Raw genomic sequence first — 19,445 nt, 5'->3', positions numbered from 1 at the left:
GTTCACTCGTTGGTCGCTGGTGTCATGTCAATGGGCCGCCTCAATGGGCGCCCATCATCATCAGATGTTCGACACCAGGTCCGAGCGCAAGCGCAGGCACATAAGTCAGCGCGCCGACCAGCAGCACCGTGCCGAGCAGCAGCACAACGAACAGCGGGCCATGAGTCGGCAACGTGCCGCCGGTCACACCGATGCGCTTCTTCGAAGCCAGCGAACCGGCGATCGCCAGCACCGGAACGATCGTGCCGAAGCGGCCGAACCACATCGCAATCGCCGTGAGCCAGTTGTAGAACGGCGTGCCCACAGTCAGGCCGGCAAACGCACTGCCGTTGTTATTCGCGGCCGAGCTGAACGCGTAAAGAATTTCGGAGAAGCCGTGCGCACCGGGGTTGGCGATACCTGCCTTACCCGCATCGGACAGCACCGCGATCGACGTGCCCACCAGCACCAGCAGCGGCGTAAGCAGCACCACGATCGACACCATCTTCATCTCGTACGCTTCGATCTTCTTGCCGACGTATTCAGGCGTGCGGCCAATCATCAGGCCCGCCACGAACACGGCCAGCAGTGCGAACACGAGCATGCCGTACATACCGGAACCCACGCCGCCGAAGATCACTTCGCCGAGTTGCATCAGCAGCATCGGATAGAGGCCGCCGATCGGCGTCAGCGAGTCGTGCGTATTCGCTACAGCGCCGCACGAAGCCGCCGTGGTCGCCACCGTGAAGATGCCCGACTGCGCGATACCGAAGCGCGTTTCCTTGCCTTCCGCATTACCGCCCGACTGCATCGCATTCGCCGATTGATCGACGTGCAACGCGGTCAACGCCGGATTACCTGATTGCTCGGCGCTGATCTCGCCGAACACGCATACGCCGAAAGCGATCGTCATCGCCGCGAGCACGGCCACGCCCTGCTTGCGGTCCATGATCATCCGGCCGAATACGAGTGCCAATGCCGCAGGAATGATCAGGATCGAGAAGATCTGCAGGAAGTTTGAGAACGGCGTCGGGTTTTCGTACGGATGCGCCGAGTTGCCGTTAAAGAAGCCGCCACCGTTGGTGCCGAGCATCTTGATCGCTTCCTGTGATGCGACCGGACCCATCGCGATGGTCTGCGTTTTCACCGGCGTGTCGACGGTTACCGCATTGCCCTTCGCATCCTTCACGGGGTTGCCTTGCGCATCGAGCTTCGGTGCAGCGTAGGTCGTGGTTTGCAGCGTCGGCACGTCCTGATACGACTTGAAGTTCTGGATCACGCCCTGGCTCATCAGCACCGCAGCGATGATCGCTGCCATCGGCAGCAACACATAAAGCGTCACACGCGTCAGATCGACCCAGAAGTTGCCGATGGTTTGCGCAGTGTGACGCGCAAAGCCGCGAATCAACGCGATCACCACCACAATGCCGGTGGCGGCCGAGAAGAAGTTCTGCACGGTGAAGCCGAGCATCTGCGCGAGATAGCCAACGGTCTGCTCAGGCGTGTAATCCTGCCAGTTCGTGTTGGTCACGAAGCTGACCGCTGTATTGAACGCGCCGTCGACCGTCATCGGGCCGAACTGCTGCGGGTTGCCCGGCAACCAGCCTTGCACGCGCAGCAACACGTAAAGAAACAGCGTGCCGAGCGCGTTGAACGCGATCGTGGCGATGGCGTAGTGCTTCCAGCCCATTTCCGCCGACGGATCGACGCCCGCGATGCGATACAGCAAACGTTCGATAGGACCGCCGAAACGGACCACGCGCGAGCTGCCGTCCATCACATTGCTCAGATAACGGGACATCGGCACCGCGGCAGCCAGCAGCACGACGATGAAGAGACCCGCCTGCAGGACATTGTTCGAGTTCATTCAATGTCCTCCGCGCGCAACAGCGCATAGACCAGGTACACAAACAGCAGCGCGGTCGCCGCACCAGACAACCAGAGAATCCAGGTCATGAGCGAGCTCCCTGGCCACGCCGGAACTGCATCAACTTCTCGCAGCCGGCAATCAACGCAAAGGTCAGCGCGAAAAACAGCACCATCCCCCCGACATACAGCACATCCATTTTTATTCCCCATTCACGGACTTTGGATAGGTGCAACGTTATGCCGATCCGCGTAAAGGGCCGGTCAAAGATCTGAGATGGGATGTAAAAATCGCGTAAACGGAAAAGGCCGTTCCATCGTGGGATGGAACGGCCTTGTGACGATGGAGTATGGGTCTGCGGTCTTTCGCGCCGGCCCGATTGCCACGCTCCGCAAGCGTCACCGCACTGTGGTTTTTACACCCACGCGTTGCTCCGCTCTAAGCTCGTGGCATCAGAGTTTATGGCAGCAGAATCGTCGAGCCCGTGGTGCGGCGGCCTTCGAGATCCGCGTGCGCCTTCCCGACATCAGCCAGCGCATAGCGCTGATTGATGCTCGTCTTGACCTTGCCCGATACCAGCATGTCGAACAGCTCCGAGGACATTGCTTCGTAGTCGCTGCGTTTGGCGATATAGGTAAAGAGCGTCGGGCGCGTAAAGAACAGCGAACCGCGTCCGGCGAATTCCGACGAATCGATCGGCGGCAACGGGCCCGAAGCATTGCCGAAGCTCACGAACATGCCGAGCGGCGCAAGGCAATCGAGCGAACCGGTAAACGTGTCGTTACCGATCGAGTCGTACACCACCGGTACCCCCGCGCCGTTGGTGATCTCGCGCACGCGCTTGGTAAAGTTTTCGCGCGTGTAGACGATCGCATGGTCGCAGCCGTGTGCTTTGGCGATCTCGGCTTTCTCATCGGAGCCGACCGTGCCGATCACCGTTGCGCCGAGCGCCTTCGCCCACTGGCAAACCAGCAGACCGACGCCGCCGGCCGCGGCCTGAATCAGGATCGTGTCGCCGGCCTTCACGGGATACGTGCGGCGCAGCAGATATTGCGCGGTCAGCCCTTGCAGCATGACGGAGGCCGCCTGCTCGTCGCTCAACGCGTCCGGCACCTTGACGGCTAGCGCCGCCGGCAGCACACGCGTCTGGGCGTATGCGCCAGGCGGACGCGCCACGTAGGCCACGCGATCGCCCGCTTTGAAGCCGGTCACGCCAGGGCCAATCGCCGTGACTTCACCCGCCGCTTCCATACCGAGTCCACCCGGCAACGGCAGTGGGTACAGGCCCTTGCGGAAATACACGTCGATATAGTTCAGCCCAACCGCGCTCTGTTTGATACGAATCTCGCCCGCACCCGGCTCGCCCACTTCGACGTCGATCCATTTCATGACCTCCGGGCCACCGGTTTTGTCGAATCGGATTGCTTTGACCATCATGTCTCCCTGGTTTGTGATTTCGTTCGATCTTGAAACACCACCGCGTCGGCCTAGACCTGCTGTGTGAGGCGCAAGGTCAGCACGTCGAGAATCATTCGCGCGGTCGAAATATTGGTGGCGCATGGAATGTTGTGAACGTCGCAGGCACGTACCAGCGCGTTGATATCCGGTTCGTGCGGCTGCGGCGTCATCGGGTCGCGCAGGAAGATCACCATGTCCACCCGCCCTTCCGCAAGCTGCGCGCCGATCTGCAGGTCGCCGCCGTGCGGGCCGGACAACATGCGCTCGACCGTGAGGCCATGCGCGTCACCAATGCGCGTGCCGGTCGTGCCGGTCGCGACGATCTCGCAGCGCCTGAGCGTATCGACGTATTCGCCGGCCAGTTTGACGATGTCGTCTTTCTTGTGATCGTGCGCGATCAGCGCAATGCGGGTGCTCATGACGTAAGACTCCTGAAACCGTTGTGATTGTCGTTGTTGTAGTGAGGGCGATGCTGGTGCGTCAGAACGTCCACGCTCAGAACGTACCGGGGTAAGCGCCGCCGTCCATCAGCCAGTTCTGCCCGGTGATGTAGCCAGCATGCACGCTGCACAGGAACGCACAGGCGCGGCCAAATTCATCGCGCGTGCCGAAACGGCCGGCGGGAATGGTCTTCATGCGCTGCTTGCGCGCATCGTCGACGGAAATGTGCTGCGCGTTGGCTTGCGCTGTGAAGGTGGTGGCAATGCGATCGGTGTCGAACAGGCCCGGCAGCAGGCTGTTGATCGTCACGCCCGAGGCGGCTATCTTGCTGCGCGCCAGTCCCGCGATGAAACCGGTCAGCCCTGAGCGCGCACCGTTGGACAGTCCGAGCACGTCGATCGGCGCCTTGACCGCCGAGCTCGTGATGTTGACGATGCGCCCAAAGCCGCGCTCGCTCATCCCGTCGATGGTCGCGCGGATCAGCTCGATCGGCGTCAGCATGTTGCTCTCCAGCGCGCGAATCCAGTCTTCGTGCGTGAAGTTGCGGAAGTCGCCCGGCGGCGGGCCGCCCGCGTTGTTGACCAGAATGTCCGGCTGCGGACAGGCGGCGAGCGCCGCGGCACGTCCTTCGGGCGTGGTGATGTCGCACGCCACCGTTTTCACCTCGACGCCGCTCTGTTTGCGAATCCCGGCGGCGGTCGCCTCCAGCGTCTCTGCCGTGCGCGCGACGATCGTCAGGTTGACGCCTTCAGCTGCCAGCGCTTCCGCGCAGCCGCGCCCCAGACCCTTGCTGGCCGCGCAAACCAGCGCGGTGCGTCCTGCGATTCCCATGTCCATGTGCCTATCCTCATGACGTAGTCGTGGCGCGGGGATGGTCCCGCGGTTGCCCGATCGTGGCAAAGTTTCCCCCGATTCTAGAAGAATCGGTGCCGGACTGTGCCGGGCCACTGCAATCTCCGGTATCTTCCGGCGCCACTCTTTCGGTAAACTTGCGCCGTGGCGCGCCCGCCTGCCGGTTTCAGGCCGTGCGGAGCGCCAAACCGATCCCTCTAGCCGCCGCTTGCGCCCCCGCCATGACCCAGGACAGCCGTTTTCCCAATCTTTTCATCCTCGATCACCCGCTGATCCAGCACAAGCTGTCGCATATGCGCGACCGGGACACCTCGACCCGCACGTTCCGCGAACTGCTGCGCGAGATCACGCTGCTGATGGGCTACGAAATCACCCGCAACCTGCCGATGACCACGCGCCGCCTCACCACGCCGCTGGTCGAAATCGACGCGCCGGTGATCGCCGGCAAGAAACTGGCGATCGTGCCGGTGCTGCGGGCCGGCATCGGCATGTCGGACGGCCTGCTGGAGCTGGTGCCGTCGGCGCGCGTGGGCCACATCGGCGTGTATCGCGCCGAGGACCATCGCCCGGTCGAGTATCTGGTGCGGCTGCCGGATCTGGAAGACCGCGTGTTCATTCTGTGCGATCCGATGGTCGCGACCGGTTACTCGGCCGTGCACGCGGTGGACGTGCTCAAGCGCCGCAACGTGGCTGGCGAGAACATCATGTTCCTCGCGCTGGTGGCCGCGCCGGAAGGCGTGCAGGTGTTCCAGGACGCGCATCCGGACGTCAAGCTGTACGTGGCGTCGCTCGATTCGCACCTGAACGAACACGCGTACATCGTGCCGGGTCTCGGCGACGCTGGCGACCGCCTGTTCGGCACGAAAAACTGACCACGGGCTAAGGAAACTGGCGGCGGCGCGCGCAAAACGCCGCCACCGCTTAATTTCCGTGCAGTTTCCGGCTACGCCCTTCTCTGCCACGCCCTCGCGCCGTGATAAAATTCGAATCCGCTCAAAGAGCGGCTCGACTTGCACTGCCACGCGGTGCATCACGCCTCTACGCCGGGTCTGCCGGGACCGGTGCACCTGAGGGCGCCGCTGAGCCGCCCGCTGACCGTCCTGCCCCGCCCCCACCGCGCTGCCGGCCTTCGGTCCCGCTAGCCGGACCTGGCCGGGCGCGATCAAGCTGAGGAAGGTCCGACACCTGGCGGCCCGGCGTCGAGCGGTTTGACATCGAGGGGCAAGGTCGCAATCAGCAGCGCCGCGCGCCCGACATCGCAACGACAATTGCACTATGCGTGCGCCCCATTGGCGCGCGCGACGGAGAAAAGTATGGCGGGTCATTCGAAATGGGCCAACATCAAGCATAAGAAAGCAGCGGCAGACGCCAAGCGCGGCAAGGTCTGGACGCGGCTCATCAAGGAAATTCAGGTGGCAGCCCGCATGGGTGGCGGCGACATCGACTCGAACCCGCGTCTGCGGCTCGCCGTCGAAAAGGCGTACGACGCCAACATGCCGAAAGATAACGTCAATCGCGCGATCCAACGCGGTGTGGGCGGTGTCGATGGCGCAAACTACGAAGAAATCCGCTACGAAGGCTACGGCATCGGCGGCGCGGCGGTGATCGTCGACACGATGACCGACAACCGCACCCGTACCGTGGCGGACGTGCGACACGCGTTCTCGAAGAACGGCGGCAACATGGGCACGGACGGCTCGGTGTCGTTCATGTTCGATCACGTCGGCCAGTTCCTGTTCGCGCCCGGCACGCCGGAAGACAAGCTGATGGAAGCCGCGCTCGAAGCCGGCGCTGAAGACGTCGTCACGAACGAAGACGGCAGTATCGAAGTGCTGTGCCCGCCGAACGATTTCCCGAAGGTGAAGACCGCGCTTGAAGCCGCGGGCTTCAAGGCCGAGCTGGCCGAGGTCACGATGAAACCTCAGACGGAAGTCGAATTCACGGGCGACGACGCGGTGAAAATGCAGAAGCTGCTGGACGCGCTGGAGAGTCTGGACGACGTGCAGGAAGTCTATACAAACGCCGCGATCGCCGACGAATGAGCGTACCCCGGCGGCACATGGCGCGTGGATCTGCATCGAACCACACGCCCGCGCCGCCGATTAGCACTCGCGTTGCTGCAGAGCGGGCGTTGGTTTGGGCTCCTGCTCACCGCCACCATTCGGGTTCGCTATGTGCCCTGCGCCGCTACCTTGCTGCGGGCCCATTGCAAACCTCGCTGTTATTCCACGGCTGGGCGTGATGCTTCAGCCGTTTATGGTTTTTAAGTCTCGGGGATTCACATGAAGTTACTCGTCGTCGGTTCCGGCGGTCGCGAACATGCGCTGGCATGGAAGCTCGCGCAATCGCCGCGGGTTCAGCTCGTCTACGTCGCTCCCGGCAATGGCGGCACCGCCCAGGACGAGCGTCTGCGCAACGTCGACATCACCGATCCGGCCGAACTCGCCGATTTCGTCGAGAAAGAACAGATCGCTTTCACACTGGTCGGGCCGGAAGGGCCGCTCGCCGCGGGCATCGTCAATCTGTTCCGCTCGCGCGGTCTGAAGATTTTCGGGCCGAGCAAGGAAGCCGCGCAGCTCGAAAGCTCGAAAGATTTTGCCAAGGCGTTCATGAAGCGTCACGCGATCCCGACCGCCGAGTACGAAACCTTCGCTGACGTCGCCGCCGCGCACGCGTATCTGGACGCCAAGGGCGCGCCGATCGTGATCAAGGCCGACGGCCTCGCTGCCGGCAAGGGCGTCGTGGTTGCGCAAACGCTGGAAGAAGCGCACGCGGCCGTCGACATGATGCTGTCGGACAACAAGCTGGGCGATGCCGGCGCGCGCGTCGTGATCGAGGAATTCCTCGCCGGCGAAGAAGCCAGCTTCATCGTGATGGTGGACGGCAAGCATGTGCTGGCGCTCGCTTCGAGCCAGGATCACAAGCGCCTGCTCGACGCCGACCAGGGTCCGAACACCGGCGGCATGGGCGCCTATTCGCCCGCGCCGATCGTCACGCCGCAACTGCATGCGCGCGTGATGCGCGAAATCATCCAGCCGACCGTGCGTGGCATGGAGAAGGAAGGCATCCGCTTCACGGGCTTTCTGTACGCCGGCCTGATGATCGACGCGCAAGGCAACCCGAAGACGCTCGAATTCAACTGCCGGATGGGCGACCCGGAAACGCAGCCGATCATGGCGCGCCTGAAGGGCGATTTCTCGAAGGTGGTCGAGCAGGCGATTGCCGGCACGCTCAACACGATCGAACTGGAATGGGACCGCCGCACCGCGCTGGGTGTCGTGCTCGCGGCGCACAACTATCCAGACACGCCGCGCAAGGGCGACCGGATCAGCGATATCCCGGCTGAGACCGATGACGCGGTAACGTTCCACGCCGGCACCACGCTGGCGGACGGCAAGCTGAGCACCTCGGGCGGCCGCGTTTTGTGTGTGGTCGGTCTGGCGGATTCGGTGCGCAGCGCGCAATCGGTCGCGTACGAGACGATCAACCAGATCTCGTTCGACGGCATGCAATATCGCCGCGACATCGGCTACCGCGCATTGAACCGCAAGCACGACGCCAAGACCGAAGGCAAGCACTAAGCCCGCCCCACTCGCCCGCGTGCGGCGCCAACGGCGCTACACTGCGGGTTTTCGCGGCCGTCGCGGCGCCCACCGCTCCATGTGGGCTCACCCCGGTTGATCGGCATTTCACCTGCGCGAATAACCGTAGCGCTGCGCCCTCGCGGGAATATCCTGACGAAGGCCCGGCGCTCGCCCTTCAAGAAGAACCCGCGGCACGACAGGCGTGCCGCCCTCTGCATCTGCATTCATGACCGATTCGAGCTATGACGCACAGGCCGTGCGCAGCTGGCTGCAAGGCCTGCAAACGCAAATCGCGGACACGCTCGGCGCGTTCGACGGTAAGCTGTTCGCGACCGACGCATGGCAGCGCGCCCCCGGCGAAAAGCTGCGCGGCGGCGGCTACACACGGATTCTGGAAGGCGGCAACTTCTTCGAGCGGGCCGGCATCGGCTTTTCGGACGTAGCAGGCGACGCGTTGCCCGCTTCGGCGAGCGCCGCGCGACCGCAACTGGCCGGCCGTGGTTTTGAAGCAATGGGCGTTTCGCTCGTGCTGCACCCGCACAATCCGCACTGCCCGACCGTGCATATGAACGTGCGTCTGCTGATCGCGACCAAGGCGGGCGAAGAGCCGGTGTTCTGGTTCGGCGGTGGCATGGATCTGACGCCGTACTACGGCTACGAGGAAGACGCGCGGCATTTCCATCGGGTGTGCCGCGATGCGCTGCAGCCTTATGGCGCCGACCTCTACCCGAGTTTCAAGCGCTGGTGCGACGAATACTTCTTTCTCAAGCACCGCAATGAACCGCGTGGCATCGGCGGGATTTTCTTCGACGATTTCTCGGCGCCGGGCTTCGATCAATCGTTCGCGATGCTGAAAAGCGTCGGCGAAGGATTCCTCAAAGCGTATATGCCGATCATCGAAAAGCGCCGCAGCATTCCGTACGGCGAAGCCGAGCGGGACTTCCAGGCATACCGGCGTGGCCGCTACGTCGAGTTCAATCTGGTCTTCGACCGTGGCACACTGTTTGGGCTGCAGAGCGGCGGACGCACCGAATCGATTCTGATGTCGATGCCGCCTGTGGCGAACTGGCGCTACAACTGGCAGCCCGAACCGGGCACACCGGAAGCGCGTCTTTACAGCGATTTTCTCGTGCCGCGCGAGTGGGTGTGAGGCTTTAAGCCCGCACCGTACTCCACGTGACCACGACAAAGGATCTTCACCTGAAGCCGAACGCTCATCCTGTCGCCCTGCCTCGCCGGATTGGACTGCTCGGCGGCACTTTCGATCCGATCCACGACGGCCACCTCGCGCTCGCGCGACGTTTCGCCGACGTGCTGAACCTGACCGAGCTGGTGCTGCTGCCGGCCGGCCAGCCGTGGCAGAAAGCGGACGTGTCACCCGCCGTGCACCGGCTGGCCATGACTCGCGCCGCGGCCAGCGCGCTGGTGCTGCCGGGCGTCAAGGTGAGCGTCGCGACCGACGAAATCGAACACGACGGTCCGACATACACGATCAACACGCTGCAGTTATGGCGTGAACGCGAAGGTCCGAATGCGTCGATTGCGCTTCTGATCGGCGCGGATCAACTGGTGCATCTCGACACATGGCGCGACTGGCGGCGCCTGTTCGACTTCGCTCACATCTGCGCGGCCACGCGCCCCGGTTTCGACCTTGCGTCGATTCCATCCGTGGTGGCCCGAGAAATCGACGCGCGCCGTGCCCGCGCCGACGTTCTGCAAGCCACCCCCTGCGGCCACTTGCTGATCGATACGACGCTTGCGTTCAACGTTTCGGCCACCGACATTCGCACGTATCTGCGCGAACAGGTAAGTCAGCGACTCGCCCACGTGGGCGAGGAACAGCAAGACCAGGCCGCGAGCCATGTCCCCACTGCAGTGTGGGACTATATTCTTCAACATCATCTGTACCACCGGTAACCCCATGGATATTCGCAAACTGCAACGCGTGATCGTCGACGCTCTCGAAGACGTCAAAGCGCAAGACATCAAGGTGTTCAACACCAGCCACCTGACCGCACTGTTCGATCGCGTGATCGTCGCCTCCGGCACCTCGAACCGCCAGACCAAGGCGCTCGCTTCGAGCGTGCGCGAGAGCGTCAAGGAAAACGGCGGCGACGTCATCAGCACCGAGGGTGACGACGTCGGCGAATGGGTGCTGGTCGATTGCGGCGACGCGATCGTGCACATCCTGCAACCGGCGCTGCGCCAGTACTACAACCTCGAAGAAATCTGGGGTGACAAGCCGGTGCGCATCAAGCTGTCCACGCCGAATCCGTTCGGCGGCGCCAGCGCGAGCGAACCCGACGACGAGGACGAAGAGGAAGAAGCGCCGGCTGCCAGGAAGACTGCACGCAAGACGCCGGTACGTCGCAAGTAAGTACGTGGCTGGCAAACCGCTGAAGTCCGCGACGCATGGCCAGCGCTTGCGTCCGCGATCGCAGCGATCGCGCCCCCGATTACATCCGTCATGAAACTGCACATCCTCGCCGTCGGCCACAAGATGCCGGACTGGATCGCTACCGGCTTCGACGAATACGCGAAACGCATGCCACCCGAGCTGCGCATCGAGCTGCGCGAAATCAAGCCCGAGCAGCGTTCGTCGGGGCGGCCGGCCGAAAGTGTGATGGCGGCCGAGCGGCAGAAAATCGAAGCCGCGTTACCGAAGAACGCGCGCATCGTCGCGCTCGATGAGCGCGGCAAGGATTGGACCACAATGCAGCTCGCCGGCGCCCTGCCCGGCTGGCAGCAGGACGGCCGCGACGTCGCGTTTCTGATCGGCGGCGCCGATGGGCTCGATCCCGATCTGAAAGCACGTGCCGACATGCTGCTGCGTGTCTCCAGCCTGACGCTGCCGCACGCAATGGTGCGCGTGCTGCTCGCCGAACAGCTTTACCGCGCGTGGACCATCACGCAAAATCACCCCTATCACCGCGTGTAAGCGAACGAGGCGGCTGACGGATCACGTGTTTGCGGGTCCTGTTGGTTGCGCTGATTGACGCGTTTGTGTGCGCATTTGTAGGCGCATTTATCGATACGTTGATCGACGCGCTTTTCATCGAGTCCTTCGGCACACTGCTGAGCGTCGCCTGGCTGACAAGCTCATCGCGCGCGCCTCGCGCGTTGCCGCAACCCGCCTCATCGAGACCTGTTCATGCCAACGTCTGCCGCTTCGCTGCATCCATTCGTTTACCTCGCCTCCCAAAGTCCGCGCCGTCAGGAGTTGTTGCAACAACTCGGCGTGCGTTTCGAATTGCTCCTGCCGCGTCCCGATGAAGATGCCGAAGCGCTCGAAGTCGAGCTACCCGGCGAGCGGGCGCGTGACTACGTGCAGCGCGTGTGCATCGCGAAAGCGCACGCAGCGCGCGCGCGTCTCGTGGCAGGCGGGCATGCCGCACGGCCGATCCTGGTTGCCGACACAACCGTCACGATCGACGACGCGATTCTCGGCAAGCCCGTCGACGCCGACGATGCCGTCGCGATGCTCACGCGTCTCGCGGGCCGCGATCACGAAGTGCTGACGGCCATCGCGGTGGTCGACGCGGAAGGCACTTTGCTCCCGGTTGCGCTGTCGGTATCGAAGGTACGTTTTGCTGCACTGCAAGCGGACGCCGTGCGCCGCTATGCCGCAAGCGGCGAGCCGCTCGGCAAGGCAGGCGCGTATGGGGTGCAGGGACGCGCCGCGGAGTTTATCGAGCATATCGACGGGTCCTATTCAGGTATCATGGGTTTGCCGCTTTTTGAAACCGCTGCCCTCCTGCGTGCAGCGCGCATCGACTTCTAAAATAACACCATGAATGAAGAAATCCTGATCAATGTCACGCCGCAGGAAACGCGCGTCGCGCTCGTCCAGCAAGGCGCCGTCCAGGAGCTTCACGTCGAACGAACGCTGTCGCGGGGACGCGTCGGCAATGTCTATCTCGGCAAAGTCGTCCGCGTGTTGCCGGGCATGCAATCCGCCTTCATCGACATCGGTCTGGAACGCGCCGCGTTCCTCCACGTAGCGGATATCTGGCATCCGCGCATTGCGGGCGAACCGCAGCATCAAACGCCGCATCAGCCCATCGAGAAAATCGTCTTCGAAGGTCAGACGCTGATGGTGCAGGTCGTGAAGGATCCGATCGGCACCAAGGGCGCAAGGCTGTCCACGCAAGTGAGTATCGCCGGGCGCACCCTCGTGTATCTGCCGCAGGAGCCGCACATCGGCATCTCGCAGAAGATCGAGAGCGAAGCCGAACGTGAAGCCGTGCGCGCGCGTTTGACCGCCGTGCTGCCTGCCGATGAAAAAGGCGGCTACATCGTACGCACCATCGCTGAAGATGCAACCAGCGAAGAGTTGGCCGGAGACGTCGCGTATCTGCGCAAGACGTGGGCGACGATCATCTCGCAAGGTCAGCGCATGCCGCCGACCAGCCTGCTGTATCAGGATCTGAATCTCGCGCAACGTGTGCTGCGCGATTTCGTCAACGACGAGACCTCGCGTATTCAGGTCGATTCGCGCGAAACCTATCAGATGCTCGCCGACTTCGCGGCGGAGTTCACGCCGGCGGTGTCGTCGAAGCTGCATCACTACACCGGCGAGCGGCCGCTCTTCGATCTGTACAACATCGAGGCGGAAATCCAGCGCGCATTGTCGCGCCGGGTCGACCTGAAGTCGGGCGGCTATCTGGTGATCGATCAGACCGAAGCGATGACCACCATCGACGTGAACACCGGCGGCTACGTCGGCGCGCGCAACTTCGACGATACGATCTTCAAGACCAACCTCGAAGCCGCGCACACTATCGCGCGGCAGTTGCGGCTGCGCAATCTCGGCGGCGTGATCATCATCGACTTCATCGATATGGAGAACATCGAGCATCGCGATCAGGTGCTCGGTGAGTTGAAGAAGGCTTTGTCGCGCGATCGCACGCGTGTGACCGTGAACGGTTTCTCGCAGCTTGGACTCGTGGAGATGACGCGCAAGCGCACGCGTGAATCGTTGGCGCATGTGCTGTGCGAGCCCTGCCCGGTTTGCCAGGGCAAGGGACAGGTCAAGACGTCGCGCACGGTGTGCTACGACGTGCTGCGCGAGATTCTGCGCGAGTCCCGGCAGTTCAATCCGCGCGAGTTTCGCGTGGTGGCGTCGCAGCAGGTGATCGATCTTTTCCTTGAGGAAGAGTCGCAGCATCTGGCGATGCTGATCGATTTCATCGGCAAGCCGGTGTCGTTGCAGGTGGAGTCGAATTTGAGCCAGGAACAGTACGATATCGTATTGATGTAACGTCGCTCGATACGCTCTGTGGCGTCTCATCGCCCGCCTGATCGAAGCCTCCCAGTTCGATTGATTTACCCCCTCCACTCGCGAGACTTCTTGAAGGAGTCTCGCGACGTTCGTCCAGCTTCCGCGCAGATACTCAACGTCTGGCGCGGCGCTTTCTCCGGGTTTGGTTGATTCAAAACGGAAAACCCCTCACTACAATGAACGTTGCAATGCTGCTTGGTCGTCTGGAAAGAACGTCATAACTCGCCGGATTTAGGGAGCGCAGCATGTTGAACGCGGAAGATCTCTACGAAAGCCAGCACTGGCGCGAACTCGACTTACGCGACAAGATCGACTCACGACTGCAGTCATCACTCACGCTTGTTACCGCGATTATCGGAGCGCTTAGTTTTCTGCTGACTAACGTCGATATCGGGCACAAGCATGGTCTCGTGGACTATTTGTTTTTCGCGCTTCTGGCGATCACCTTTGCGCTACTGTTTTTATCCGGGTTTTACTTTTTCAGATCCTCAGTGGGTTCGCTCTTCCACAGAAACACGTACAAAACCCTTCCTGTGTCGACGGAGCTGGATAGATACAAGCGTGGATGGGACGCTACGATAGCCAAATCGCCCCAGACGGCACTCGCGCAAGGAATAACATCGACAGACGAGCTTAAAAAGCTATTAATAGAAAATTATCTTGAGCGCCAGGAAACTAACGCAAAAATCAACGATGAACGCGCGAAGAATATTTCCAACATCAATATCCTGGTCGTAGTTGAAGCCCTGCTAACCGCAGCCGCTTTCTCGATCTTCTATTTAGGCGGTCTGAATAAAGCGGACCTCCCGAAAACCCAGGATATAAAAATAACGGCACCGATCGATATACGTAGCATGCCTTCTACCCAGCAAAACCAATGTTTCTTCTGGTTTCCACCCACGGAATACTTGCACGGGTCCCGGACCAGCAAGGGGCATAGTCGATAGGCGCCTTTGAGCGCCCTGAACGTTCCGGTACACATGGAGGTTGCCATGCAAGTCAGGTTCAATCCGGCCAAGGACGATTCGCCTGTCGGGCCCGTCTCAAGCACGCCTCCAGAGCCGCCGCTGGAGCCGCCGGCCAAGCCGCTTCCCCGAGATTTGCCGTTCAGAGGTCCACCCGATCCACAAAAGCAGCCACTCGTTGACGTTGCTTGAGTAAGCGAAATAGTCTGCGCGTCACTTCGAAGCCAGCAGTCACCGCGGGTCGTTGGGTACTGAGGTTTTGCTCACGCCCTTCTACATAAGGTGCCTGCCGCTCACACAGCTTCGATTTCTGATCGTCAATCTCTCCCGGCCCTCAATTTCCTCGTTGACGCCGTTCGAACCAGACGCGTATAACCATCCCATTGGATGTTGTTTGGATGGCGTACGGATGCCAAACTGACGCCGAACGGAATAGAAATGGCCAACCTCAAACTCATCGACACCTCCCGCCCCAAAGGCGGCGAAACCGAAAAGATCACCATCAATCTCGGCCCAATCGACCTGGGCCAGATCGACTTACTCGTCGAAGAAGGCTTTTACTCGAACCGCACCGACCTGATCCGTACGGCGATTCGCAACCAGCTCGCCGTACATGCGCAGGTCGTCACGGAAACGGTGACCCGGCGCGCGCTGGTGCTTGGCCTGCAACACTTCTCGAAGCAGGACCTCGAAGCCGCTCAAGCCGCGAACGAACGACTGGACATTCATGTGCTCGGCCTCGCCAGCATCGCAGCCGATGTGCCGCCGGAACTTGCGGCGGCCACGATCGCATCGGTGGTGGTGCTCGGCGCGTTTCACGCGTCGCCCGCAGTCAAGGCGGCGCTTGCCGGACGCATCAGGTAGGCGTGCCCGGCCTGGCTGATTTTTGGTTGAAGCCATGCTGAGGCCGTGAAGCTCATCGCCCGACTCCGTCACGCGCAATGTAAGTCAACGCAGTAACTGCCGATCATGAAAATGAATGAAGATTTCCTGAAGTCGATGAAAGAAGCCTTCGACCTGCTGCGCACAAAGGGGCCGAAGGAAGCGACCGCTGCGGTCCAGCGCGCACTCGCAGGCAACAAGGCCAACGCAGGCAATGCGCAAACCCCGCCCATGCCGCAGAGTGTCAACGAATGGGCACAAGCGTGGACGCAAGCGCTGGCGCAATCCCACACCAACACCACGCCGCACGCCCCTGCCGAGCGCGTTTTTGATGCCGATATCCCCGGTACCTTCAGCACCCACACCTTCAGCAATAGCGCGGGCCAACGCCAATACAAGCTCTACGTGCCCGCCGTCTACAACAGCGAACCGTTGCCGCTCATCGTGATGCTGCACGGCTGCACGCAAAACGCCGACGACTTCGCGGCCGGCACGCGCATGAACGAAATGGCCGAGCGTCATGGCTTCATCGTCGTGTATCCGAATCAGTCGCAAGCCGCCAATCCTTCGACCTGCTGGAACTGGTTCAAGCCTGCCGACCAGCAGCGCGATCAGGGCGAACCGTCGTTGATTGCCGGCATCACGCGCGAGGTGATGGCGCGTTATCGCGTCGATCCGGCGCGGGTGTATGTGGCGGGTCTGTCGGCAGGTGGCGCCATGGCGGACGTCATGCTGAAAACATCGCCCGATCTGTACGCCGCGGCCTGCGTGCATTCCGGCCTCGCCTACGGAAGCGCGAAGGATCTGCCCTCGGCGCTCGCCGCAATGAAGGGCGGCAAAGCGCATCGCAGCCACTCACACGTCGAACCGCAACGCCCGCTCATCGTGTTTCATGGCGACGCGGACACGACGGTGCATCCGTCGAACGCCACCGCGCTCGTAGCGGGTTTCGATGGCGGCGTCACGACACTCGGCGCGCCGCCGCACACCGCAGGCACGGCGAGCGGCCTGCGTGGTTGCACGGTGCAACGGTTCGTCGCGGCGAATGGTGTCGAAGCGGAGTACTGGTCGATCCATGGCGCGGGTCACGCATGGGCAGGCGGCAGCCAACGCGGCACGTACACAGACCCATCCGGCCCCGACGCGACGGCCGAAATGCTGCGCTTCTTCCTCGCCCATCCGCGCGCATCAGGCGCACATTGAGCGCCATTCGACTGACGAATCATTTTGACGAAAACGCTGTACATCCTGCCGCAAAGGTATAAAGTGGCTTATGTTGCAGCGCAGCAAAATCACTGCGCCGCGTCGACCTGCCGTCTCGCGTGAGACCTGGCCTCCGAAATCCTTTGGGCGCCTGCCCCGGGTCACTTTGGAGATCATTTATGCACAGCCCCGCGATCGAACATAGCGCCGCCTTCGGCCAACGTACTTTCAACATCTTCACCAACCTGCAGCTCGATGGGCTGGCGTGTCTGCAAAAGCTCGGCGAGCTCAATCTCGCGGCACTGAAGGCAAGCGTCACCGAAAGCAAGAGCGCATTGTCGACCGGCCAGTTCAACACCGCGCCGTTCGCCGGCGTGTCCGATTTGCAGCAGCAACTGGTTCAACGCACCTTGTCGTATGCGCAGCACGTCAAGGAAATTGACGCGCAGTTCACCGCGGCGTTGACCAAGGCAGGCGAATCACTGCGCGAAGAGTTCGGCGCTAACGTGGCGCAACTCGGTTCGGGTTTCGGCCAAACCACGCCGTTCAGCTCGGATAGCGCATTCGGGGCAATGCAATCCGTGATGGCTTCGATGATTCATTCGAGCAATGTGGTGCAGGACAGCATCAAGCGTGCATCCGCTATGGCCGGCACAGCGGTCACCGCCGCGGACGACGCAGCAAAATAAGTCTCGTGTCGTAACGCGAGCAGATGAAAAGGGGCCTATCGGCCCCTTTTTCTTTTTCGCGTAGCTTTGGCGACATGCATCTTGCGCGAAGTACGATGCACTGAGGCGACTGAAAGATGACGACTTCAAGTCGGCAGCGGGATTGCCGACGCCAACCGAATCGTCACCCCGTGCCCAACGGCTTCAACAAATTGCGCAACGCCGCGATAGTGATGGGTCGCGAGAACCAGAATCCTTGCGCCTCGTCGCAGCCGAGCGCTTCCAGTTGCGCGGCCTGTTCGGCTGTCTCCACACCTTCAGCCGTTACCCGCAGTTTCAACGCATGGGCCATGGCGATAATGGCGCCGACGAGCGCCGCGCACTGCGGATCGGTGCTCATGCGCATCACAAACGAGCGATCGATTTTCAGGCGATTCAGCGGAAAGCGCGTGAGATAAGCGAGACTCGAATAGCCGGTGCCGAAGTCATCCACCGCGACTTCAACGCCCAATTCGCGCAACGCGTGCAGCGTTTGCAATGCCAGCTCGGTGTCGCCCAGCAGCACACCCTCGGTGATTTCCACTTCAAGGTACGAAGGGTCGAGCGCGGCATCTTCGAGCGCCTCGCGGATCGTCTCGAACAGATTGTGCCGCTGGAACTGCTGCGGGGACACGTTCACCGCGACTCGCGGCAAGGTGCCGGTGAGCCGCAGCAATTTGCCGGCGTCGCGGCACGCGGTACGGATCACCCACTCGCCGATCTGCTCGATCAGGCCCGACTCTTCGGCGACCGGCACGAACTCGACCGGACTGATCAACCCACGCTGCGGATGATTCCAGCGCAGCAGCGTCTCCACTTGCGCGATGCGGCCATTGGAAAGCGTCACCTGCGGCTGATACACGAGATGCAGTTGCTGACGCTCGAGCGCTTCGCGCAGCATCGTCTCCAGTTCGAAGCGACGCGCCGCCTGGCCTTCGAGCGCGGTGGAAAAGCGCCGCACCGCATTGCCGTTGACCGCCGATGCCGCCGACAACGCCACACCCGCGCGACGCATCAGCGTCGGCGCATCGGCGCCGTCGGCGGGATAGGCGACGACGCCGATACTCGCCGTAATGTTCAGCGCGGTGCCCGCGTAGTCGATCGATTCGGCGATGCGACCCAGTGCCTCAGCCGCGAACGCATCGGCCGCCGCGCCGGTTTCATTGATCAGCAGCGCGAATTGCGTGCCACCGATCGAGGCGATCGTACCGTCGTTGGGGAACAGACCACGCAGCCGTTCGCCGACGATCTGCAGCACCAGTTCGGCCGCATGCAGACCGAGCGCATCGCGCAGTTTGCGCAAATGGTCGAGTTCGGCGATCAGCACGGTAAAGCCATTGCCGCTGCGCTGACAGCGCGCGATCGTCAACTCGAGGCGTTCGGTGAAAAGCGTCTGATTGGGCAGGCGGGTCACGCCGTCGTGATGCGAGACGTACCACAGGCGTGCCTCGGACTGCGCGTAGCGCGTCATGTCGATGGCGATGCCGACGTAACGGGCAGACCCCGTGGCTACACCCCCCGGATGTGCCGGCTCGGCGGCGAGCGGCGCCAGCGCGAACACCACGCGAATCGGCGTACCGTTGCGCCGCACATAGGACCATTCGCCTTCATAGCGCGAGCCTACCGCCGACAGCGGCGGCAATTCGGCGCGCCGCCTCGCAAGTTCGGCCGGGTCGAGCAAGGACTCAAAAGTGCGCCGGCCGATCAATTCTTCGGCGGTAAAGCCGGTCAGCTTCTCGAAAGCCGCGTTGACGGAGTCGAACGTGCCGTCGGTTGTGCAAATGAACATGCCGTAGGGCGCAGCCGCAAGCGCGGCGTCGCGTGTGCGCGCTTCGGCGTAGGGGTGAGCTTGCATCGCGCCGGCCTTTGAATTTCCTGGGTATTAAAAGCGAATGAGGAAAGCGGGTGAGCGTTTTTCTGACGCGCACGGCGCAACCGGCAAACCCGGCGGTTTCGGTCCGATCCGCCGGGTAACGTTCGTATGATAACGGCTTTCCTGGCCGGATCCACCGCACCGGCCGCACGTTCCCCGCGGCAATCGTTTCCCTCGGTGTATTCCCCGATTCCGGCAGCGGCACGCCCGTCGTCGCGCACATCATAAAGCGTCCGCTATTACCGGAATACTCCGTACCTCATGACTCAACGTGCACCGGCCTTCGACGCCTTCGCACAGGGCTTCGCCGGATTGACGATCGTTATATCCGTCGATATATTTCGCTCGCGATC

Annotated in this window: 20 protein-coding genes; 13 read left to right on the top strand and 7 right to left on the bottom strand. The window is 62.2% G+C overall.

Going from position 1 to position 19,445, the window contains the following annotated elements:
• Nucleotides 1-40 precede the first annotated feature (40 nt).
• The 6 genes from kdpA to PQQ86_RS04995 all read right to left on the bottom strand — a co-directional run bounded on the left by kdpA (nt 41) and on the right by PQQ86_RS04995 (nt 4,582).
• Complete coding sequence (gene kdpA / locus PQQ86_RS05020; protein ID WP_408265188.1) at nt 41-1,846, bottom strand: potassium-transporting ATPase subunit KdpA; 1,806 nt, start codon at nt 1,844-1,846, stop codon at nt 41-43.
• The gene (gene kdpF / locus PQQ86_RS05015; RefSeq protein ID WP_007175651.1) at nt 1,843-1,935 is read right to left on the bottom strand and encodes a K(+)-transporting ATPase subunit F; all 93 of its coding nucleotides are present in this window, start codon (nt 1,933-1,935) and stop codon (nt 1,843-1,845) included. The genes kdpA and kdpF overlap by 4 nt, the downstream gene beginning before the upstream one ends.
• Entirely contained in the window at nt 1,932-2,045 is a 114-nt protein-coding gene (locus PQQ86_RS05010; RefSeq protein WP_054035137.1) for a hypothetical protein, read from the bottom strand. The genes kdpF and PQQ86_RS05010 overlap by 4 nt, the downstream gene beginning before the upstream one ends.
• A 260-nt stretch (nt 2,046-2,305) precedes the next feature.
• Nucleotides 2,306-3,280, bottom strand: a complete 975-nt coding sequence (locus tag PQQ86_RS05005; protein ID WP_408270091.1) for a quinone oxidoreductase family protein — start codon at nt 3,278-3,280, stop codon at nt 2,306-2,308.
• Nucleotides 3,281-3,333: 53 nt separating this feature from the next.
• Nucleotides 3,334-3,723: a methylglyoxal synthase gene (locus PQQ86_RS05000; protein ID WP_074284944.1), complete on the bottom strand. Its 390-nt coding sequence runs from the start codon at nt 3,721-3,723 to the stop codon at nt 3,334-3,336.
• A 76-nt stretch (nt 3,724-3,799) separates the two neighbouring features.
• Nucleotides 3,800-4,582: an SDR family oxidoreductase gene (locus tag PQQ86_RS04995; protein WP_408265187.1), complete on the bottom strand. Its 783-nt coding sequence runs from the start codon at nt 4,580-4,582 to the stop codon at nt 3,800-3,802.
• 236 nt (nt 4,583-4,818) lie between these two features.
• Here PQQ86_RS04995 and upp point away from each other — a divergent pair, with 236 nt between their 5' ends.
• From upp to PQQ86_RS04930, 13 genes are all read left to right on the top strand, one after another.
• Nucleotides 4,819-5,469 (top strand): uracil phosphoribosyltransferase, encoded by a 651-nt coding sequence (upp, locus tag PQQ86_RS04990; protein WP_012432337.1) that lies wholly within the window; start codon nt 4,819-4,821, stop codon nt 5,467-5,469.
• A 441-nt stretch (nt 5,470-5,910) separates the two neighbouring features.
• Complete coding sequence (locus tag PQQ86_RS04985) at nt 5,911-6,639, top strand: YebC/PmpR family DNA-binding transcriptional regulator (RefSeq protein WP_054035139.1); 729 nt, start codon at nt 5,911-5,913, stop codon at nt 6,637-6,639.
• 240 nt (nt 6,640-6,879) lie between these two features.
• Entirely contained in the window at nt 6,880-8,178 is a 1,299-nt protein-coding gene (gene purD, locus PQQ86_RS04980; protein ID WP_408265186.1) for a phosphoribosylamine--glycine ligase, read from the top strand.
• Between the two features lie 229 nt (nt 8,179-8,407).
• Complete coding sequence (hemF, locus tag PQQ86_RS04975; RefSeq protein WP_408265185.1) at nt 8,408-9,331, top strand: oxygen-dependent coproporphyrinogen oxidase; 924 nt, start codon at nt 8,408-8,410, stop codon at nt 9,329-9,331.
• 26 nt (nt 9,332-9,357) lie between these two features.
• Nucleotides 9,358-10,098, top strand: coding sequence for a nicotinate-nucleotide adenylyltransferase (locus PQQ86_RS04970; protein WP_408265184.1), 741 nt, complete (start codon nt 9,358-9,360; stop codon nt 10,096-10,098).
• Between the two features lie 4 nt (nt 10,099-10,102).
• Complete coding sequence (rsfS, locus tag PQQ86_RS04965; protein WP_408265183.1) at nt 10,103-10,558, top strand: ribosome silencing factor; 456 nt, start codon at nt 10,103-10,105, stop codon at nt 10,556-10,558.
• 90 nt (nt 10,559-10,648) lie between these two features.
• Nucleotides 10,649-11,119, top strand: coding sequence for a 23S rRNA (pseudouridine(1915)-N(3))-methyltransferase RlmH (gene rlmH, locus PQQ86_RS04960; protein WP_093639533.1), 471 nt, complete (start codon nt 10,649-10,651; stop codon nt 11,117-11,119).
• A 213-nt stretch (nt 11,120-11,332) separates the two neighbouring features.
• Nucleotides 11,333-11,962 carry a Maf family protein gene (locus PQQ86_RS04955; protein ID WP_408265182.1) on the top strand — a complete coding sequence of 210 codons (630 nt, stop codon included), beginning with the start codon at nt 11,333-11,335 and terminating at the stop codon, nt 11,960-11,962.
• Nucleotides 11,963-11,971: 9 nt separating this feature from the next.
• Nucleotides 11,972-13,441 (top strand): ribonuclease G, encoded by a 1,470-nt coding sequence (gene rng / locus PQQ86_RS04950; protein ID WP_093639528.1) that lies wholly within the window; start codon nt 11,972-11,974, stop codon nt 13,439-13,441.
• Nucleotides 13,442-13,707: 266 nt separating this feature from the next.
• A complete protein-coding gene (locus PQQ86_RS04945; protein WP_408265181.1) occupies nt 13,708-14,409 on the top strand; it encodes a hypothetical protein in 702 nt (233 codons plus the stop codon).
• 456 nt (nt 14,410-14,865) lie between these two features.
• A complete protein-coding gene (locus PQQ86_RS04940; RefSeq protein WP_171925013.1) occupies nt 14,866-15,291 on the top strand; it encodes a ribbon-helix-helix domain-containing protein in 426 nt (141 codons plus the stop codon).
• A gap of 105 nt (nt 15,292-15,396) precedes the next feature.
• Complete coding sequence (locus PQQ86_RS04935) at nt 15,397-16,512, top strand: extracellular catalytic domain type 1 short-chain-length polyhydroxyalkanoate depolymerase (RefSeq protein WP_408265180.1); 1,116 nt, start codon at nt 15,397-15,399, stop codon at nt 16,510-16,512.
• A 179-nt stretch (nt 16,513-16,691) separates the two neighbouring features.
• Nucleotides 16,692-17,201 carry a phasin family protein gene (locus PQQ86_RS04930; protein WP_408265179.1) on the top strand — a complete coding sequence of 170 codons (510 nt, stop codon included), beginning with the start codon at nt 16,692-16,694 and terminating at the stop codon, nt 17,199-17,201.
• A gap of 163 nt (nt 17,202-17,364) precedes the next feature.
• Here the strand turns inward: PQQ86_RS04930 and PQQ86_RS04925 are convergent, their stop codons facing one another.
• On the bottom strand, nt 17,365-19,074 hold the full coding sequence (locus PQQ86_RS04925) for a putative bifunctional diguanylate cyclase/phosphodiesterase (protein WP_408265178.1): 1,710 nt from the start codon (nt 19,072-19,074) through the stop codon (nt 17,365-17,367).
• Nucleotides 19,075-19,445 lie beyond the last annotated feature (371 nt).

This window comes from Paraburkholderia sediminicola (assembly GCF_046026675.1).
In the GTDB taxonomy this organism is placed as follows: Bacteria; Pseudomonadota; Gammaproteobacteria; order Burkholderiales; family Burkholderiaceae; genus Paraburkholderia; species Paraburkholderia sediminicola_F.
This window is presented reverse-complemented; position numbering and strand designations above follow the sequence as displayed.

Excerpts from the sequence above, each read along its gene's own strand:
- PQQ86_RS04925 (WP_408265178.1), bottom strand. The coding sequence starts at position 19,074 with ATGCAAGCTCACCCCTACGCCGAAGCGCGCACACGCGACGCCGCGCTT.
- kdpF (WP_007175651.1), bottom strand. The coding sequence starts at position 1,935 with ATGACCTGGATTCTCTGGTTGTCTGGTGCGGCGACCGCGCTGCTGTTT.
- PQQ86_RS04935 (WP_408265180.1), top strand. The coding sequence starts at position 15,397 with ATGAAAATGAATGAAGATTTCCTGAAGTCGATGAAAGAAGCCTTCGAC.
- PQQ86_RS04945 (WP_408265181.1), top strand. The coding sequence starts at position 13,708 with ATGTTGAACGCGGAAGATCTCTACGAAAGCCAGCACTGGCGCGAACTC.
- upp (WP_012432337.1), top strand. The coding sequence starts at position 4,819 with ATGACCCAGGACAGCCGTTTTCCCAATCTTTTCATCCTCGATCACCCG.
- rsfS (WP_408265183.1), top strand. The coding sequence starts at position 10,103 with ATGGATATTCGCAAACTGCAACGCGTGATCGTCGACGCTCTCGAAGAC.
- PQQ86_RS05010 (WP_054035137.1), bottom strand. The coding sequence starts at position 2,045 with ATGGATGTGCTGTATGTCGGGGGGATGGTGCTGTTTTTCGCGCTGACC.
- PQQ86_RS04930 (WP_408265179.1), top strand. The coding sequence starts at position 16,692 with ATGCACAGCCCCGCGATCGAACATAGCGCCGCCTTCGGCCAACGTACT.
- PQQ86_RS05000 (WP_074284944.1), bottom strand. The coding sequence starts at position 3,723 with ATGAGCACCCGCATTGCGCTGATCGCGCACGATCACAAGAAAGACGAC.
- PQQ86_RS04955 (WP_408265182.1), top strand. The coding sequence starts at position 11,333 with ATGCCAACGTCTGCCGCTTCGCTGCATCCATTCGTTTACCTCGCCTCC.
- purD (WP_408265186.1), top strand. The coding sequence starts at position 6,880 with ATGAAGTTACTCGTCGTCGGTTCCGGCGGTCGCGAACATGCGCTGGCA.
- hemF (WP_408265185.1), top strand. The coding sequence starts at position 8,408 with ATGACCGATTCGAGCTATGACGCACAGGCCGTGCGCAGCTGGCTGCAA.
- PQQ86_RS04940 (WP_171925013.1), top strand. The coding sequence starts at position 14,866 with ATGGCCAACCTCAAACTCATCGACACCTCCCGCCCCAAAGGCGGCGAA.
- rlmH (WP_093639533.1), top strand. The coding sequence starts at position 10,649 with ATGAAACTGCACATCCTCGCCGTCGGCCACAAGATGCCGGACTGGATC.
- rng (WP_093639528.1), top strand. The coding sequence starts at position 11,972 with ATGAATGAAGAAATCCTGATCAATGTCACGCCGCAGGAAACGCGCGTC.
- PQQ86_RS05005 (WP_408270091.1), bottom strand. The coding sequence starts at position 3,280 with ATGGTCAAAGCAATCCGATTCGACAAAACCGGTGGCCCGGAGGTCATG.
- PQQ86_RS04995 (WP_408265187.1), bottom strand. The coding sequence starts at position 4,582 with ATGGACATGGGAATCGCAGGACGCACCGCGCTGGTTTGCGCGGCCAGC.
- PQQ86_RS04985 (WP_054035139.1), top strand. The coding sequence starts at position 5,911 with ATGGCGGGTCATTCGAAATGGGCCAACATCAAGCATAAGAAAGCAGCG.
- kdpA (WP_408265188.1), bottom strand. The coding sequence starts at position 1,846 with ATGAACTCGAACAATGTCCTGCAGGCGGGTCTCTTCATCGTCGTGCTG.